At 40.8% G+C, this 18741-nt stretch carries 11 protein-coding genes; 7 read left to right on the forward strand and 4 right to left on the reverse strand.

From position 1 onward, the window contains the following. The first annotated feature begins 1334 nt into the window (after positions 1-1334). From M23134_RS21985 to M23134_RS22015, 7 genes are all read left to right on the forward strand, one after another. The gene (locus tag M23134_RS21985) at positions 1335-2648 is read left to right on the forward strand and encodes an aspartate aminotransferase family protein (protein WP_004156168.1); all 1314 of its coding nucleotides are present in this window, start codon (positions 1335-1337) and stop codon (positions 2646-2648) included. 3 nt (positions 2649-2651) lie between these two features. After that, on the forward strand, positions 2652-3584 hold the full coding sequence (locus tag M23134_RS21990; protein WP_045114092.1) for a carbon-nitrogen hydrolase family protein: 933 nt from the start codon (positions 2652-2654) through the stop codon (positions 3582-3584). A 263-nt stretch (positions 3585-3847) separates the two neighbouring features. Beyond that, positions 3848-4249, forward strand: coding sequence for a VOC family protein (locus M23134_RS21995; RefSeq protein ID WP_045114093.1), 402 nt, complete (start codon positions 3848-3850; stop codon positions 4247-4249). 4 nt (positions 4250-4253) lie between these two features. Beyond that, entirely contained in the window at positions 4254-6992 is a 2739-nt protein-coding gene (locus tag M23134_RS22000; RefSeq protein WP_004156172.1) for an aminotransferase class I/II-fold pyridoxal phosphate-dependent enzyme, read from the forward strand. Positions 6993-7007: 15 nt separating this feature from the next. After that, positions 7008-8687, forward strand: a complete 1680-nt coding sequence (locus tag M23134_RS22005; protein ID WP_004156174.1) for a biotin carboxylase — start codon at positions 7008-7010, stop codon at positions 8685-8687. 225 nt (positions 8688-8912) lie between these two features. Then, positions 8913-9878, forward strand: coding sequence for an acyl-CoA--6-aminopenicillanic acid acyltransferase (locus M23134_RS22010; protein WP_004156178.1), 966 nt, complete (start codon positions 8913-8915; stop codon positions 9876-9878). Between the two features lie 19 nt (positions 9879-9897). Then, the gene (locus tag M23134_RS22015) at positions 9898-11253 is read left to right on the forward strand and encodes an NAD-dependent succinate-semialdehyde dehydrogenase (protein ID WP_004156179.1); all 1356 of its coding nucleotides are present in this window, start codon (positions 9898-9900) and stop codon (positions 11251-11253) included. Between the two features lie 928 nt (positions 11254-12181). Here M23134_RS22015 and M23134_RS22020 read toward each other — a convergent pair. The 4 genes from M23134_RS22020 to bla all read right to left on the reverse strand — a co-directional run bounded on the left by M23134_RS22020 (position 12182) and on the right by bla (position 18734). Continuing rightward, positions 12182-13081: a CHAD domain-containing protein gene (locus M23134_RS22020; RefSeq protein ID WP_045114094.1), complete on the reverse strand. Its 900-nt coding sequence runs from the start codon at positions 13079-13081 to the stop codon at positions 12182-12184. A 127-nt stretch (positions 13082-13208) separates the two neighbouring features. Further along, a complete protein-coding gene (locus M23134_RS22025) occupies positions 13209-14312 on the reverse strand; it encodes a complex I subunit 1/NuoH family protein (RefSeq protein ID WP_004156185.1) in 1104 nt (367 codons plus the stop codon). 166 nt (positions 14313-14478) lie between these two features. Next, a complete protein-coding gene (locus M23134_RS22030; protein ID WP_045114095.1) occupies positions 14479-17763 on the reverse strand; it encodes a S41 family peptidase in 3285 nt (1094 codons plus the stop codon). A gap of 245 nt (positions 17764-18008) precedes the next feature. After that, positions 18009-18734: a subclass B1 metallo-beta-lactamase gene (bla, locus tag M23134_RS22035; RefSeq protein ID WP_004156189.1), complete on the reverse strand. Its 726-nt coding sequence runs from the start codon at positions 18732-18734 to the stop codon at positions 18009-18011. Between the last annotated feature and the right edge of the window lie 7 nt (positions 18735-18741).

The following is an 18741-nucleotide window of genomic DNA, read 5'->3' on the forward strand; positions in this document are numbered from 1 at the left end:
CATTGGTATCCAGAGAACAACTTTGGCAGATGGACAAAATATGGACAAGGGTAAATAAGCTGTTTTTTCGGTGAATTTATAATCGGTATTATCCTTTATTTATTCAACTATACTGTGACTGACATGGCTAACCGAAAACTGGAGAATTAAAAAAGGTAAGCTATTTTTAAAGTGACCAAACAATCAAAATCATGCTTGCCTGAAACATCAATAAAACTGGGGTTAAGTTGTTAAGATATGAGATGTATGTTTATCCTTGTCTGCTTGTTCAAAAACGTTTACCTGCTTTATATTTAAAGTCAACAATTGATTCTACTCATCAACAAATTGCCAAGGTTGTAGGCATTCAACATGATACATTGGTACGTTCACTGTTATAATCACAAAGGCCTACCAGGGGTTTATCAGGTAAACTATAAGGGTAACATGAGCTAAGTCTTATCGCTTATTTTACTGAAAATGCTCCCTTGTCGAGTACTGGGCAATAGCAGAAATTAAACAACCCCATTTGGGAGAAGGCAAAAGAATGAAGGACAACCACCGCAGCGATAAAACCAGTAAAAATGCAAAAAGCAGTTTTGGTTTAAGTTTGGAGAGTGGGTAATAACCACACTTTCCTAACACAATATGAGTGATCATCTTTAATCTTTTAAAGGTTCTATTTTAACTTCTTTTAGGTCTTTCATATCAAAGCCGTCAATTAGGTTTTTAGCTTGTGAAGATGTCAAAGTCAAGGGACAACCATTGGGTTTCCGAATGTGCTTTATGAAAGACTGCCCGGGAAAACATCACTCCATCTATAGTTGGTCAATAAATGATCTTAACCAGCGCACAATAAACTTTATTTGTAATAGTCCAGAGGTAAGAAAGTTTGAAGATTTCTGGATAAAGGGCATATTTTTTCCTAATTTGTGACCAATGCCAAGAAAATGGAAGTCCAACTCAAAAATCCATGCGTCTTATCTGTATGATTTTGATGGCAGGTATTAGTCAAATGACAGCACCTCTTTATTCAATACTTAGGTAAATCATATAAGTTACTGAAAATCAGTATATAATACTTTAGTCTGATTATTTACTACCTAAATCTCTTTATTTACTAATAACTATTTTAAAGCCTTTTTTAAGCAATTGAAACTACTTTTAAAAGGGTGTTTTTTATAAAAAAGCTTTAAAACCTTCCTTTATAGGGTAAAATAAATTTTTTTTCAAGTCTTCATATCTCTGTAAGAAATAATAAAAAAAGACAACAAAGACCAAATGGGAGTTTGAACCTTCGCTTGCTAAACTGACAACATATCAAAACAATTATCAACAAAACATATCACATATTAATGTCTCTAAAATCTGATAAATCCAAGGCCTTACTCGAAAGGCGAAAAAATGTAGTGGCTAACGGTGTAGGTGTATTTAACACAGCTACAGTTCAAGAAGCTAAAGGTGCCATCATCACTGACGAAGATGGCAATGAATTAATCGACTTTGCTGGTGGTATAGGAGTAGTCAATGCTGGTCACTGTCCCGACCCAGTTGTAAAGGCTATCAAGGAACAAGCCGATAAATACCTGCATACAAGTTTCAATGTTGTGACCTATGAGCCTTACATTAAATTATGTGAAGAATTGTGCAAAATACTGCCGCATGGCGAAGAAACTAAGGTAATGCTTGTCAGTACGGGAGCCGAGGCAGTAGAAAATGCTATTAAGATTGCGCGTCAGGCAACTAAAAGACAAGGGGTCTTATGTTTTACAGAGGCCTACCATGGGCGAACCCTCATGGCTATGAGCCTTACCAGTAAGGTTGACTATAAATTTGATTGTGGTCCGTTTGCTCCTGAAGTATATCGTATCCCTTTCCCTAATTTTTATCGCGATTCGAAGGGCAGGGCATTAGACGAGTTTGTAAAAGACAGCCTCCAAAACCTACATGCCTCTGGCAAAAACCTGATTGACCCCAAAAGTCTGGCAGCAGTCATTATTGAACCTATTCAGGGGGAAGGTGGATTTAATTCGGTGCCACAAAAGTATTTTGAAGGCCTTCGTGAATTTTGCGACCAGCACGGAATCATGCTCATTGCAGATGAGATACAAAGTGGGTTTGCCAGAACAGGGCACTGGGCAAGCTGGCAACACTACAAAGTACAGCCAGACCTCAGTACTTATGCCAAGTCTATGGGTTCTGGATTACCCATTGCGGCAGTCCTGGGAAAAGCGAAGGTAATGGACGCAGCAGCACCAGGTACCATTGGCGGGACTTATATAGGTAGTCCAATTGCTTGTGTAGCGTCACTGGCAACGATCCAATACATGAAAGATATTAAGCTCAACGACCGGGGTAAAGAAGTGGGTGAAATTGTCATGAGCCGATTTGAAAAGATCAAAAAAGAATGTCCGGAAGTTGGAGACGTGAGGGGTTTGGGGGCTATGAACATCATTGAATTTGTGAAAAATGGAGACCCACAGCAGCCTGACGGAGCATTGTGTAGTGCCATAGTCAAAGGCTGTGCAGAAAATGGGCTTATTGTAATAAGTGCAGGTGCTTACAAAAATATGATACGCATACTTTCTCCTTTGGTTATTACCAATGAACAACTCAATAAAGGGCTTGATATACTTGAGCAGCAAATAAAAACTAAAATTAAAAACTAAACTATGAAGCCATTCGCAATTGCAGGAATACAAATGAAGGTATCAGCGGTTCATTCCAATGTGGAAATGATGAAGTTGAAACTAGACATTACAATGAATCTCTACCCCTGGGTAGAAATGGTCGTTTTTAGCGAGTTGTGTGGTTTTGGTCCACTGCTTCATACCGCCAAAGAAGTACCAGGGTTATTTGAGCAGGAAATGCAAAAGATGGCCAAAAAGTATGGCATTTGGCTGGTGCCCGGCTCTGTCTTTGAAAAAAGAGAAAACCTTATTTACAATACAGCCTCTGTCATCAATCCACAAGGTGAAGTAGTGACCAGGTACAGCAAAATGTTCCCGTTCTACCCTTATGAAGTAGGGGTAACTCCCGGAAGTCAGTTTTGTGTATTTGATGTACCTAATGTGGGTAAGTTTGGTATTTCAATATGCTATGACATGTGGTTTCCTGAGACCATCAGAACACTGACGGTAATGGGAGCAGAAGTGATTTTGCACCCTACCATGACTGGTACTATAGATAGAGATATAGAACTTTCTATAGCAAGAGCCATGGCAAGTGTCAATCAGTGCTTTTTGTTTGATGTGAACGGATTGGATACAGGAGGCAGTGGTTGTTCTATCGTTTGCGGACCAGATGGTAGGGTGATATATCAGGCAGGTAGTACTGAGGAAATAATCCCTATAGAATTGAACATAGAACAGGTAAGGCGAAGCAGGGAATTAGGGATATTACGGTTAGGTCAGCCGCTTAAAAGTTTTCGGGATCACATAGGTGTATTTGGTATTTATCAGGCGAATGCGCCACTACCTTATTTAGACTCTCTCGGACCACTCATTAAGCCTACTAAACTTGATAAGTTAGCCAAACTACGCCAGAAAGAAAGTGAATTTATCGAAAATCCGTCTACAGCTACCTACAACGACGAATTTAATTAATAAGTACCAGTAAGTAGCAGCAAGTAATGAGCTATAAGCCCTTAGATACCGATGCTACAAGTAAGAGCCACTTGCTCATTATAAGGCAGTTACACCTACTCATTAGGTATCTTTAATGCTGCCTTGGTACTTACCAAGAATAAAGTGTTCAGAATAACCGTTCCGATGTTTTTCGGAAGGATTCGTATATTCAACACCACGGAACAGCATTCAGTTAATTTTGAACATCGTTTAGCCACTATTACTTAACTAAAACAAACAATATGGGACTACCATCAATAAGAAAAAAAAATGCTAAGTTAAGACACTATGTAAGTTGGTTTGAAATACCAGCATTGAACCTGCTAAGAGCCGTAGGTTTCTACAACTTTATTTACGACATAGAAATGGAGACCACCGAATCGGGCGGTTATGCCATGGCTCTTTTTCCTGCTGACAATGGCATAGGGGGGGCAATAGTAGTAGGGGAAGGAAGCATACCCAGTGAATCTGGCCCCTTGGTTTATTTAAATGCAGGAGCGGATTTAGCTCCCGTTTTGGGAAGGGTAGAGGAAGCCGGAGGCCGTATCGTGATGGAGAAGACGCTTATCAGTAAGGATGATGGGTATTTTGCCTTGTTTATTGATACTGAAGGAAACAGACTAGCTCTCCACTCTAAATCATAACTTTATGTCGAGTCGAAAAAAAACACTAAGTGCGCAATATTACAGCATAGGTCAGCTTCGGATCAATCGTTGGGATGAACTTAAGACTAAAACTGAAGAATTATCTCATTGTAATGAAGGATCTGCCAATGAAATCAAGTACAGAAACGAGGTCGAGCAATTGCTCAATGATTTAGCATCAGTCGAACAATACTTTGTCATACCTGGCAAGACTGTTATTGATAAATTAACCAAATCATTAGAAAAAAGGGCGTATGGAGTGTTGGCACACATTGCCAAGAACACCACACGCCAGCTGATCAATGATGTATACAGTGGCAGTGCCGAAGATGACAAGGAGTCTCTGGAAACAGATTTGGGTCATGATATGCAACAAACTTCCAAAAAGAATTATTTTGAAGTACTTGTACTGGATAACCTGAATTCTGTAGATGAAACAGCTTTACACCAAAAGATTTCTGAATTGCATGATCCAGGTGATCAGTTTATCTATAATGTGATTGTACAGCGTTCCTTTCAGGATGCGCTGATTACTCTTTTTTTTAACCCTAATATCCAAGCTGTTGTTATTCACTATGCGCCACCATACCGCTCAACGAATATCACCCCATTGATAAGACCGTACATTCAAAATGTACTCAAATTTAATCTTGAGGCTGTTCCAGAAGCTCAATTGGGTCCACGTACAGGGAAACTGATCAATCAATTCAGACCAGAACTTGATGTCTATTATGTCACAGATACCGCACTGGGAGATTTGAAAAACAGTACACTCAATACCTTCAGAAGGATTTATTATCGCAAAGAAGATTTGCAAGAATTGCACTTGGCGGTTATCAGAGGCATCAGGGAAAGGTATCATACTCCGTTTTTCAGTGCCCTAAAAGAATACAGTCAAAAACCAACAAGTATCTTTCATGCCATGCCCATATCCCGGGGAAACTCCGTTTTCAAGTCTAAATGGGTCAAAGATTTTGGCGATTTCTATGGAAGAAATATGTTTTTGGCAGAAACATCCTCTACAACTGGAGGCATGGATTCTTTGTTGCAACCAACCGGACCGCTAAAGAAAGCCCAGGAAATGGCTTCAGAAGCTTATGGTTCTCAACGTACATTTTTTGTAACAAATGGTACTTCCACTGCCAATAAGATAGTACTGCAAGCACTGGTAGAGCCAGGCGATTTGGTGCTCATCGATAGAGATTGCCATAAATCGCATCATTATGGGCTGGTGCTTTCTGGTGCTTACCCTGTGTACCTGGATTCTTACCCTGTTGAAAAATATTCCATCTACGGGGCAGTGCCTTTAGAACAAATCCTGGAAAAACTATTGGTATTGAAGAAAGCGGGGCGATTGAATAAAGTAAAAATGCTTTTGCTTACGAATTGTACTTTTGATGGGATAGTGTATAATGTACAACGTGTCATGGAAAGAGTGCTGGCTATAAAACCAGACATGGTTTTTCTTTGGGACGAAGCCTGGTTTGCATTTGCCGGATTTACCTATAATTACAAACAAAGAACAGGTATGTTCAGTGCAAATAAGCTTTACCGAAAATATCAATCTGAAACCTATCGGAAACAATACCTTGAACATGTGCAAGGACTAAAAGAAGGAGAAGAGCCAATCCTCCCTGATCCGGACAAAGTACGTATTCGGGTATATTCTACCCAAAGTACACACAAAACATTGAGCAGTTTTCGACAGGGTTCAATGATCCATATTTGGGATGAAAGTTTCCGGAAAAAGACAGAGAATACTTTTTTGGAAGCCTATATGACCCACACCTCTACTTCGCCAAACTATCAGATGCTTGCTTCTCTCGATATAGGAAGGCGGCAAGTACAGTTTGAAGGCTATGAAATGGTAGAGCGAAGCATCGAACTGGCGATGGTTTTCCGAGCCAAAGTGAATGATACCCCCTTGCTGAGTAAATACTTTGATGTACTCACTGTACAAGATTTTATTCCAGATGAATTTAGGGACAGTGGGTTGAGTGAGTTTTATGACCCTGAAACAGGGTGGAACCGCCTGGAAGAAGCCTGGGAGAATGATGAGTTTATGCTCGACCCAACAAAAATCACTTTGTTTATAGGCAAGACAGGTATAGATGGTGATACTTTCAAAAACAAGTATCTGATGGATCAATACAACATCCAGATCAATAAAACCTCCAGAAATACGGTCTTGTTTATGACCAATATCGGAACTACAAGAAGTAGTGTTGCCTATCTTACCAAAATATTAATAAAAATTGCGACACAGTTGGACGAGCATTTTAATTCGCTGAACACACGTGAAAGAGAAATAGCCGATGCGCGTGTACAGTCACTGACGCTGGATGTACCACCATTACCAGATTTTAGCAAGTTTCATTCTTCATTTTTGGCGGTGCCAGGTGTGCCAGGAGGAAACCTAAGGGCGGCTTATTTTCTTGCATATAGTGAAGAAAACTGTGAATATATCTCGATGCTCGAATGTAAAGCAGCTGTAGAACAAGGGAGGGAGATGGTGGCTTCTTCTTTTGTTATTCCATACCCTCCCGGGTTTCCCATACTTGTACCTGGACAGGTGGTGAGTAAAGAGATTATTTCTTTTATGCTGGCATTAGATGTCTCTGAAATTCATGGGTATCGTGCCGACCTTGGTCTTCGGATATTCCGTGACTCTGTGCTGAATCGTCAAAAAACAGGAACAGCGATGGGAGCTATGGGACAATCAAAAAAAAAAATAAAAATTTAAATAATAATAAAAATTATGAGCAAAGTAGACAAACCTGAAAATACTATTACGAGCAAAGTAGACAAACCTGATAAGTCTATTACGAGCAAAGTCGACAAAGCTGAAAACCCTACTAAGAGCAAAGTCGACAAAGCTGAAAGCCCTCTTATGAGTAAAGTTGACAAACCTAATAAGCCTCTTGTGAGTAAAGTCGACAAACCTGATAAGCCTACTAAGAGCAAAGTCGACAAAGCTAAAAACCCTAAGCTAAAGGGTATTTCTGATATCAGACGATTTTTCTTTAAAAATGAAGAACCTATCTACTTTATCAGTGCTACCAACTTTAATCTATTGGGTGCCGACGAATGGATTAAGGGGTTCAAGTTTATATGCCACATTGAGTGTTTTGATTCGTTACATCCAAACGTTTTTTCTCCTAAAGAAGAAATGCCACATGATGAGTTCGAGAGCATTGAAGACATCAACAACTATCTTTTGCAACATCCTGAAGTACAGGCCTACATTCGATCAAGAAAGGTGAGAGGCAAGGCAGGTAAAGTCATGTTTTTGATGTTTAATGAAAAAACGGAAAAACTTGCGAAGAAACTAGGGTTGGAAGTTATTTTTCCAACTGCCAAGATGCGTAATTTATTGGACAACAAGGTGAACACCAACAGAATAGCTGAGAAAGCTGGGGTTCCCTGTGTACCTTATGTGCTGTCACCCGTGAAAGGCTACAAACACCTGGGCGAAATTTCTGAAAAAACATTAGGAAATGACCTAGTGATTCAAACACCATTTGGTGATTCGGGACATACCACTTTTTTCATTTCAAATGAAGAGGAGTATTCAAAGCATGCAGAAGAAATCGAGCAGGAAGATGAGGTGAAAGTAATGAAACGCATCAACTGTCGTGGTTCAGCCATCGAAGCTTGTGTAACCAAAAATGGAACAATCGTAGCTCCTTTGATGACCGAACTGGTTGGATTTAAAGAACTTACTCCCTACAAAGGTGGCTGGTGTGGCAATGAGGTTTACCCTGATGCATTTACACCAGGAATAAGACAAAAAACAAGGAAATATACTAAACTTTTTGGTGATCAATTAAAGAAAGAGGGTTACAAAGGATATTTCGAGCTGGACTTCCTAATCGATCAGGACAATGGAGAAGTTTACTTGGGCGAACTAAACCCAAGGGTAACCGGGGCAAGTTCTATTACCAATCACGCTTTATTTGCCTTGGCAGATGCCCCTCTGTACCTTTTTCATATCCTGGAATGGATGAATCATGAGTATGAATTTAGCGTGAATGCCCTCAACGATCGCTGGGCAAAACAAGAATATATTGATGGCTGGAGCCAGATGGTAGTAAAGCATACAGAAGATACTGTGGAGTATGTGCATGCAGCTCCCAGGTCTGGAATCTGGCGTATGTTTGACAACGGACATATCCAGTTTAACAGAATGGATACGCACCGAAGAGCGGTAGAAAGTGAAAATGAAGCCTTTTTTCTGCGCATTACCAAAAAGGGAGATTATCTCTATGAAGGGGCAGATATGGGAATTTTGGTATCAAGGGGGCGCATGATGACCAATGATTTCAAGCTTACGCCAAAGGCTAAAGGTTGGATCAAAGCCATTAAGTCTCAGTATTCTGCTGAAATGGTTGAAGATAAACGAGTGCCTGTAATGCTTGCAGGAAGTTTGACCAAATGATATATGGAACATTGATAAGCGTTGCTTTTTTCAACAATGGGCAGGACAAGCTCATTGTTGAAAAAATCCTGATCCATCAGGGCAACACTTGTCAGCATCCTTTATGCTATACACTCAAATAAAATAGTCAATTATTGTCCTCCATAGCTATATCAATGCTATGATGTCCTGGAGCTCACTTAATTATCATTACAAATATCAATTCAATTTGAATTGTTAAAATATATGGAAAGTCTTTTTACCTCCATTAGTGAGCCAATAGCTGACTTCAAGTGGAAAAAAATATTTAATGAACGGTGGCCTGCGTATGAGGCATGGCTAACAGCCAATGGTTCGGTCTATGACTCAAAAATGTCATTAGCGGCATTACGAAAGTATATGCCTGGAATGGTGGATACCCACGAGCATCTTTGTCATCTGGTGAACGCCAACGAGGCAGCGGTATGCTTTCTCACGGGCTTTCAACCACCAGCATATAATAGTGCCTGCTCTCAGGCGGTTTCCACTAAGGATACTGTCCAGTTGATTCGTAATTACGATTATCATCCCGATCGTTTTGAAGGGCTACTATGGATGACTGCCTGGAATGGAAAGAAAGTAATTGCCAGTAGCGATTGCCTGGTGGGTGTGTTGGATGGTATGAATGAAGATGGATTAGCACTGTCTCTTACTTTTGGCGGACGTGAAATAGTTGGTTTTGGTTTTGGTTTACCATTCATTTTAAGGTACATACTAGAGTTTTGCAGTAATGTAGCAGAAGCAGTAAATGTGTTGTTAAATGTACCATCACATATGTCTTATAATGTAACCATTACTGATAAAACGGGTATAATCAACACCGTTCAAATAGCCCCAGACCGCAGTGCTGTGGTCACAAGTGCTGCTTTTACCACTAATCATCAGGGACCGATAGAATGGGCCGAAAATGCTGGTTTTAATAAAACTGCCCAAAGAGCTACTTTTTTGGAGAATTTATTATTTAGAGGGGTAAGTGGGGATGATTTAACCCACTCTTTTCTACAACCTCCACTTTACAATACGAAGTATTTTCACGGTTTAGGCACACTTTATACCGCAGTATATAATCCAATAGAAAGAACGATGTACTTGCGTTGGCCAAATGATATCATGGTTCAGTCGTTTGATATTTTTACAGAAGAAAAAAAGCTTATAAAATTTAATCATAACTAAACTTCCCTTTTAATAACAAATGGAATTCAATAGTATAAACCCATACAATGATCAAATGGTTGGTCAACACACTGCTCAAACTGAACAAGAAGTAGCTGATGCGCTGAAAAAAGCAGAAGATGCATTTAATTCCTGGAAAAAAGTACCCCTAGCTACACGTGCCTCTTTCATGGTAAAGGCAGGAAGTGTACTACGTGATAATATAGAAGAATACGCGCGGATGATTACCCTGGAGATGGGTAAACCTATGGCAGAATCTCGATCAGAAATCAATAAATGTGCTTGGGTATGTGATTACTATGCCACCCATGCCGAGCAATTCCTTAGGGCAGAAACAATAGAAACAGATGCCCAAAAAAGCTTGGTGAAACATGAGCCTATCGGTTGTGTATTGGCAATTATGCCTTGGAACTTTCCATTTTGGCAAGTTTTTCGTTTTGCTGCGCCCGCACTCATGGCAGGAAACACTGGTTTGCTCAAGCACGCCCCCAATGTATTTGGCTGTGCCAAACAAATAGAAGAAGTTTTCATCAAAGCAGGTTTCCCTTCAGGGGTTTTTCAAAACTTGATTGTGCACCATGATCAAACAGAAAGTATCATAGCGCATGAAACTATAAAGGCAGTTACGCTTACCGGAAGCGAGCGGGCGGGTGCCGCTGTAGCAGAAATGGCAGGAAGGTATATCAAAAAATCGTTGTTGGAATTAGGTGGCAACAATGCTTTTATTGTATGGGAAGATGCAGACATTGACCAGGCAGTGAAAACAGCAGTTGGCGCGCGGATGCTCAATGCCGGGCAAAGTTGTATTGCTGCCAAGCGCTTTATTCTGATAGAAAGTATTTACGATGAATTTGTTTCTAAATTTACTACTGCTGTTCAGAACCTAAAATCTGGCGATCCTATAGATGAGCAGACCGAAGTGGGTCCATTGGCTCGAAAAGACTTAGCAGACCAATTGCAGGCACAAGTACAGAAGTCGATCCAATCAGGTGCGCAATTATTGCTTGGAGGAAATCAAAAGAATTGCTATCACGAGCCCACCGTTCTGGGCGATGTTAAGCCTGGAATGCCCGCTTTTGATGAGGAAACTTTTGGTCCACTGGCTGCCATGATCAAGGTAAAAGATGCAAAAGAGGCATTCGAACTATCTGAACAGTCAAAATATGGATTGGGCGTGACAGTGTTTACCCGCAATGTAGAGAAAGCCTTGTCTATGTCTGATCAAGTGAGCGATGGCGCCTACTTTATCAATCAATTAGTCAAATCTGACCCAAGATTACCTTTTGGCGGAACAAAGCGCTCTGGCTATGGGCGCGAACTAGCCAAAGATGGGATGATGGAGTTCATCAATCGAAAGACAATTTATGTAGGGTAGTGCAAAGAAGTCTTATAGCACCCCTCACTGGTTCAAGATGTGTTAAGAAAATGGTACAAGTTGTCAAAGTTAAGGCATAGCATGCGATCATCTGGAACAGCGCATAGCACGAGAGCATAGTGTCTATGCAACAACCGTCATTAATTTGTAACGACTCCTTTTGGGCTTAATTATATGGTGCGATACTCCAGAAGCGAGGCTACGTTTGCTGTTATTGACTGGAATAAGTGAAAAGAGAAACGAAAACCCCAACTCAACAACCTTGAGTTGGGGTTTTTGTTTTATAGAGCCTTGAACCCTTGGAGCACACCCTGCTTATTAGGCATAAAAAAACCCCGCTTCAGGGAAAAGCGGGGGGCTAGTTTACCATAAAATGTTGTAGTATGTGGAGAAGTGCGATGTTGCTTATTGTTCACCTTGAATAAATCGGTTTAAGTGTACAAAGCTATCAAGTATGTAGTCAGCAATTTGCCCGTTGCAGGTTTGGGTGCTTTTATGCCCCACGCCAGGACTTACACATATATTAAAATTACTGATCAAAACGAACTATTTTTAGTTGTACCCGATCGTTTCAAAGGTGATCATTTTACCTTTTCCGATAGGTCATCCTTCGCTTCCTTCTATCTTTAACCAAACACTTTAAATGATAAATGTCTTTGTTTTGATATCTTGATTACAAAGTTATATGTTTTGTTGTAAAATACAAGTTTTTATTGAAAAAATAATAAATATTTTATTTTGATAAACACATTATTATTAATAGTAAAAATGTTTTATGCTAGAGAAGTGTGTTTTTTATTTGGTATAAATGCTGTTGTTCAATTAAAAGTGGTTAATTGATAAGGGTGATTGTTATACTATAAGCGAACGATCTTTACTTGTATTTTATGGCTAATTACTTACTGCTACCTACACGGCTTCAAACAAATTAACCGCTGATATGATTGATTGATTTTAGCTTGGGAAGTTTTATTTTTTTAAGGCTTTTTTTAAGCTTTTTATTTACCTTATCCTGAAAGCCCAACGTATCTCGATTGATCAAATAAGGATAATCTTCCAGCATTTGATGCACCTTGGCTCTCAGGTTGGTGTAGTCGTTCATTAAGCCCAACTCTTCTTGAATTAATTTATAGCTTTTTACTTTGGTTTTAATGGTCTTGGCATCTGCTTGGTGAAGCGCAAAGTCAAGGTAGGTATAAGCATAGCGCAGGTTTTTGGTCACAAGACGGACCTCGTGCAATGCCTCAAATGTACGGGGATGGGTAGTTCCATTGATGTCTCGTTGAGTGAGGTAGTTCAAATACCTTTTGTCAAATTTTTTGTGTAGCTTCTTAAAGTGGCGTTTGGTTTTGAGGTGTTGCACATGCAAAGGCAGGTATGATTCCAGAAACGTTTGCCAAAGTTTAAAAAAACTCTTGTTGAGATGCTTGGGCAAGTGCAGTACCAGTTCTATACGCGCTATTTTTCGCTCTAGCCTGAGGGCTTGCACCAATGTATGCAGCTGAAAGCTCCCTGCGTTTATTTTGTCCACATGCCCCACCATTACATCAAAGTCACGTATTTTGCCCAAAGCTTTGAGTATTTGTCGAGACTGCAAATGTGCTTGGTTTAGCAACTTAGGGTCAATGTCTTTGTGAGGCGATGATTTCAGAAAGCCAGTAAGGGTAGTAATGGTGCGCAAGGCAACCCTTGCCTGGTGTACATCTTCTTCGTCTTCGAACGCATATATTTTAGCTGCATAGCGCTCAAAGGTAGTGAGTATATCTTTAAAGTGCTGGTGCCACAGCGTCAAAGTGTTACTGGTGTCATTTGTTGGAGTTGGGTTCATATAATTTTTGCTTGATAGTTTTGGTGTTACACAATACCAATATACAAAATTAGAGGCAATGGGCACAACCAAAACAGCGGCATTTGAACCCCTGTTCCGATAAATCAGCTGTTATTATTGGGAAAAATCATACCATCCACAAGCGCCAAATGCCTGACAACAGCACTATAGCAATGGCAAACGGAATAAGCACTTTCCAGCACAAATACATCAATTGGTCTACCCGCAAGCGAGGGTAAGTCCAGCGCACCCACATTTGGATGAATACCAACACAAAAGTTTTACTCATTAGCCAAAAGGCACCCGTAATGTAGCCATAAACTGTACCTGGCGCCCCACTTGTCCAGGTGGCAAGTTGTACCGCTCCTATGTTGGGCAAAGGGGTGTTCCAACTACCCAAAAACAAGATGACAGCTAAAAAACTCACCAACAACATCATGGCGTACTCGGCAAGCATCATCATGGCAAAACGTATTCCTGAGTATTCGGTATGAAACCCCGCAATGAGTTCAGACTCTGCTTCAGGAATATCAAAAGGAGCACGGTTGGCTTCGGCAAGGGTACCAATAAAAAAAATAATGAAGGCAATGAGCAAGAAGGGAGCCCTGACAATGTTCCAACTAAAAAAACCACCCCAATGCGTAACATCTACTCCTAGTGCCTTGAGCCCAAACAGGTAGTTTACATCTTGAGTATGTTGGGGGTGAGATTGTACCCAAATGCCCTGCTGAAAGCTCATATCCTGCAAGTCGAGGGTTTGGGTAATCATTACAACCGCAAGCACCACCAGCCCTACCGGAATCTCATAAGATACGATTTGCGCCACCGAGCGCATGGCACCCAATAATGGATATTTGCTGTTAGACGCCCAACCTGCCATTAAAATACCAATGACATCGAGCGACACAATGGCCAGCACATATAACAAACCCACCGCTGCGCCTGAACCGATGAATTCGGGAGCAAACGGTATGACAGCAAAGCCCGCAAACACTGCCACAAAAATAATGATTGGGGCAATCTTAAACACCCATTTGTCGGCATTGCTGGGAACAATGTCTTCTTTTTGTATCAGCTTGAGTATATCTGCCAGGGTTTGCAGCAAACCCATAGGACCTACTTCCATAGGACCCATTCGGTCTTGAATAAACGCTGACACTTTACGCTCAACATATACCCCAATGAGGGCAAAGGTCAATACAAACGGTAAAAAAATAAGGAATGCGATCATGGGTTTCTCTACTCTGGACTTTTTTGTAGTCTATCTGATCAAATAAAAAAGGCTGGACTGAAGAATCAAAATATTTTGTACTTTTTATAAGGGATCAAGCAGATAAAAAAAGCACAGGATAAAAACCCTGTGCTCAAATAATACTATTTAAAGAACATCTATTTAATTACTTATTTTTCTTAGCTGCTTGGTTAGTAGCAATTTGCTTCAGCATTTCTTTTACAGCAGCTTGTATTTGTTGGTCTTTGCCCTTGCTCACCTTGTCAAAGTCGTTGCTTACTTTAATGTCTGGCTCTAGCTGCTTATTTTCAAGGAAAGAGCCATCATTGGCTCGCATACCCACCTGAGGAATCCCAAAAGTCAAAGACCTGTCCTGAAGGTTCTCCCACCATACAGCTGTTCCAGTACCAGGTACAGGCATTCCTACCAACTTGCCAATGCCTAAAGTTTTGTAAATAAAAGGAAACATGTGAGCATCAGAGTAGTTAGATTCGTTCATTACTACAACCGAAGGCTTGGTCCACTTAAACTGAGGCTCAGAGCCCAGGTTTTGTCCACGAGGCACAAATTCCAGGTATTTTTTACCGTTCAGAAAAGTAGCCAGGTCATCGTGTAGCCATCCACCACCATTAAAGCGGGTATCTACAATCAACGCCGATTTACCCGCGTATTTGCCTAGAGCATCTTCGTATACCTTGCGGAAACTGCTTTCGTTCATGCCCCTTACGTGTACATAGCCTACTTTGCCGCCAGACAGTTGATGAACCATTTCCTCCATTCTGACCACCCATCTTTTATAGCGTAACTGAAACTCCTGTTGGCGTCCTATAGGTTTGGTGGTTTCTTCCCATCTTTGTTTGGTTTTGGGGTTATACAATGACAATAGCGTGTACTTGCCTTTTTTGCGATTAAGCAGTTGATAAGGGTTTGTTTCAGGGCTTAGCTCAACGCCATCTATTTTTTCTATAATTACCCCTGCCTTTATTTTAGTGCCTGCTTTGTCTATAGGACTGCCTTTCATTACTTCGGTTACTTTGAGCCCTGTTCCAGTATGGCTATTGTCATAATATATACCTAAGCTTGCAGTAGCATCAGCATTTTTGTGACGGGCACGATAAAAACAACCAGTATGTGAGGCGTTCAATTCTCCCAACAACTCGCTCATCATATCGGCGTAGTCGTGATTGTTGTTAATATGAGGTAAAAATTGAGCGTAGGTCTTTTTCAAACCGTTCCAATCTACCTTATGCAAATCTTTCAGGTAAAACTTCTTTTGTACTTGTCGCCACATGTGCTCATACATATACTCACGCTCTTCGGCTTTGTTCAGCACCATTTCGCCACTAAAGCGAATCCTTTTTCTTTTGCCGCTTTTGGGGTTTATTTTGCTAATGCCACCAGAAGCAAGCAAGAAAATATTCTTTTGGTCTTTGTCCCATCTCATTCCACCACCTCTTGAGTTGAGTTTTGCCAAAATTTTGGTAGAACGAGTACGCAGGTTGGTTTCCCAAAGGTTGTAACCTTTTTCGAAACGTGCCATATAATACAACTTCTTACCGTCTTTAGACACCAAAGCTGAAGACAAGCGAGAAGAGTGAATCGTCAGGCGAACTTTACGGTCTTGCATACCTTCCAGTTCTATCTTGACGGGCTTCAGTTTTTTACTTCCCTTTTTATCTCCTTTTTTGGTTTTCTTACCTTTGGCCTTGGCCGATTTCTCTTTCTTTTTTTTCTCTTTTTCTCTTTCTTTCAGCAAGGCATAGTCTTCTTTGCTTAGCTTAAACTTATCATAAGCATCTTTGGTAAAAAACATGGCATAAACGTCCATTTGGCTTCCCCAACTTGCCTGACTACGCATACCATGGCGATCAGAGTAATAAAACATCATATCGCCGCCCATAGCCCAAGTGCCACCACCATCAGAGTAACCGCTTTTGGTGAGGTTCTCAATCGGTTTTTTGGTTCCTTGTGAGCTTACCAGGCCTACTTCGCCAATCCACTGCTTACGAGGCAGAAAATCAACCAAAAACCATTTGCCATCTGGCGACCAATCATAATACTGGTCTCCATCAACGTAAGAATAGTTCCTATTACCCGGCACAATGACTCTTACCTTCTTACTGGCAAGGTTGATCACCCTCAAGGTTGTACGTTCTTCGAGAAACGCTACCTCTTTGCCATCTGGCGAATACTTGGGGTCAAAAGTTTCTTTCTTTGATTCCAGCACTGGCGTTTCTTTGAGTATGGTAGCGCTAAAAAAGTATTTCTCTTCTTTACGAGTCAACGAAGTTTGGTACAGGTTCCAGCTACCGTTGCGTTCGCCCGCATACAAAATCGAGCGTCCATCGGGGCTAAAGCTAATATTACGTTCTTGCTCTGGAGTATTGGTAATCCGTTTGGTAGTTCCTCCTTCAATAGAAGCCGCAAATATTTCTCCGCGTACTACAAAAGCTACTTCTTTGCCGTTGGGCGATATTGCCAGGTCAGTAGCTCCTCGGTTGACTGATACAATTTCTTCGGGGTTGTGACGATCTTCGCTAAATATTTTGATATTTACTTTTTGAGGCGAGCCATTGCTTGTTTGGGTATATATTTCGCCCGCATAGCGGTAGCAAAGGGTACCATTGTTGGCACGACTCAAATCTCTTACCGGATGGTCTTTAAACTGGGTAAGGGGCTTTTTCTGTTGGTTGCTCAAAGTCATTTCAAACACATTGATGCTTCCTTTTTCTGCGCTTAGGTACACCATCATTTTTCCATCTTCCGAAATGACAGGGTTTAAGTCCTCCCCTTTGAAACTGGTCAATTGAGTAAAAGTATTGGTGGCAGGTACATAGCTCCACAAATCACGGGTAACCGACGATGTGTGGTGTTTACGACGATCATCTTCGTATCCTTTTTGGTCTTGAAAAACCATTATTTTTCCCGTCTTGTCATAGTTGGCGAATAAGGCTGGAGTAGTCAATATTTGGGTAGGTTTACCCCCTTTTAATGACACTTGATAAAGCTCTGACATTGCTCCCGAAGGAAACATCGCATTTTGGGCATTGTCCAGGCGGCTTGATCTAAATAACACCGCCTTGCCATCTGGAGTAAAGCTGCTGGGTACATCGTTAGAAGAGTGGTAAGTCAGTCGTTTGGCTTGACCACCTTTTGCTGAAATAAGGTAAATATCAAAGTTGCCATAACGGTCAGACATAAAAGCAATGCTTTGGCCATCTTTTGACCATACTGGTTTCATGTCGTGCCCTTTGTGCAAGGTCAAAAGGGTAGCAGTGCCTCCTTGTGTTGGCACCTTGTACAAATCACCTTTGTAACTAAATACAATGGTGCTGCCATCGGGCGATATAGCAGGTGTGTTCGTCCACTGTGGGCTTATTTGAGCCTGCGTATACAACCCTACACTCATCAGTAGCATTGTGAAAAGCAGACGATAATGAATCTTTCTCATGATTATAATTTGGTTTAAAAAAATATAATGTTATCACCATGCGTAGATGGTTACACCAAAGCAGCCATCTTGCTTAAGAGCTGTCGCATATTTAATAGTGAGTATATATGCGCAAATATGGACAAAATAATGTATTTAAACCCATTTTGGCAGGATAAAATGTAGCGAAGAGAGGTGAGGGGAGAGCAAAAAATAAGGCATAAGCTTATTGCCTATGCCTTGGTTTTTTAGCGACTTTTTTATGCTTATCTGTGCAAAGAAACATCCAAAAGATCCATTGTATGGGTAATGAGTCTACCATCTCCCCAGTCCTGGTGTCCAGGTACTACAGTTTCTACTTCTTTAAACTTACTCTGCACTTTGAGCAGTCCCTTTTTCCAGAGTTTTAGGTGAGCATCTTTAGTATTACCCAACTTGCGGGTATCGGTACTTTTGATGAAACATCCCCCAAACAATACCTTTTGCTTGGTGAGGTACACCACAATATTATCAGGAGCGTGTCCCCAACCTGGCGAGAAAATTTCAAGATTATTATTCCCACAGTCAATTACCTGACTTTTCTTTAATACAGGTTGTGGAGAAGGCAATCCCGACTTTACGGTTCGCTTGGCAGTAAGTTGGGTAGATGTCACCGGGATTTTTTCATCCAGAAAAGCCTGAATTCCCCCCGCACGATCGTCGTGAGCGTGGGTAATGATTACTTGTTGAATTGGTTTTTTAAGGTTCTTTTTTACCCAACCAATGATTTGCTTGGTTTGATCGTCGTCCCAGGCAGTATCAATAATCCATACTCCTTTATTAGTTTTTACAATCAAGCCATTAGAAGGTACATTGGTGTTGCCCATCTTTTTGTATGAGATATGCACATACACATTTTTTTCCAGTTTCTTTACTTTGATTTTTTGGGCATAGCAAGCATAACTTAGCAGGCTGAGTGCTAATACAAAGCAAGTGGTTGTTAGTTTTGTCATTTTTGTT

Source organism: Microscilla marina ATCC 23134 (assembly GCF_000169175.1).
In the GTDB taxonomy this organism is placed as follows: Bacteria; Bacteroidota; Bacteroidia; order Cytophagales; family Microscillaceae; genus Microscilla; species Microscilla marina.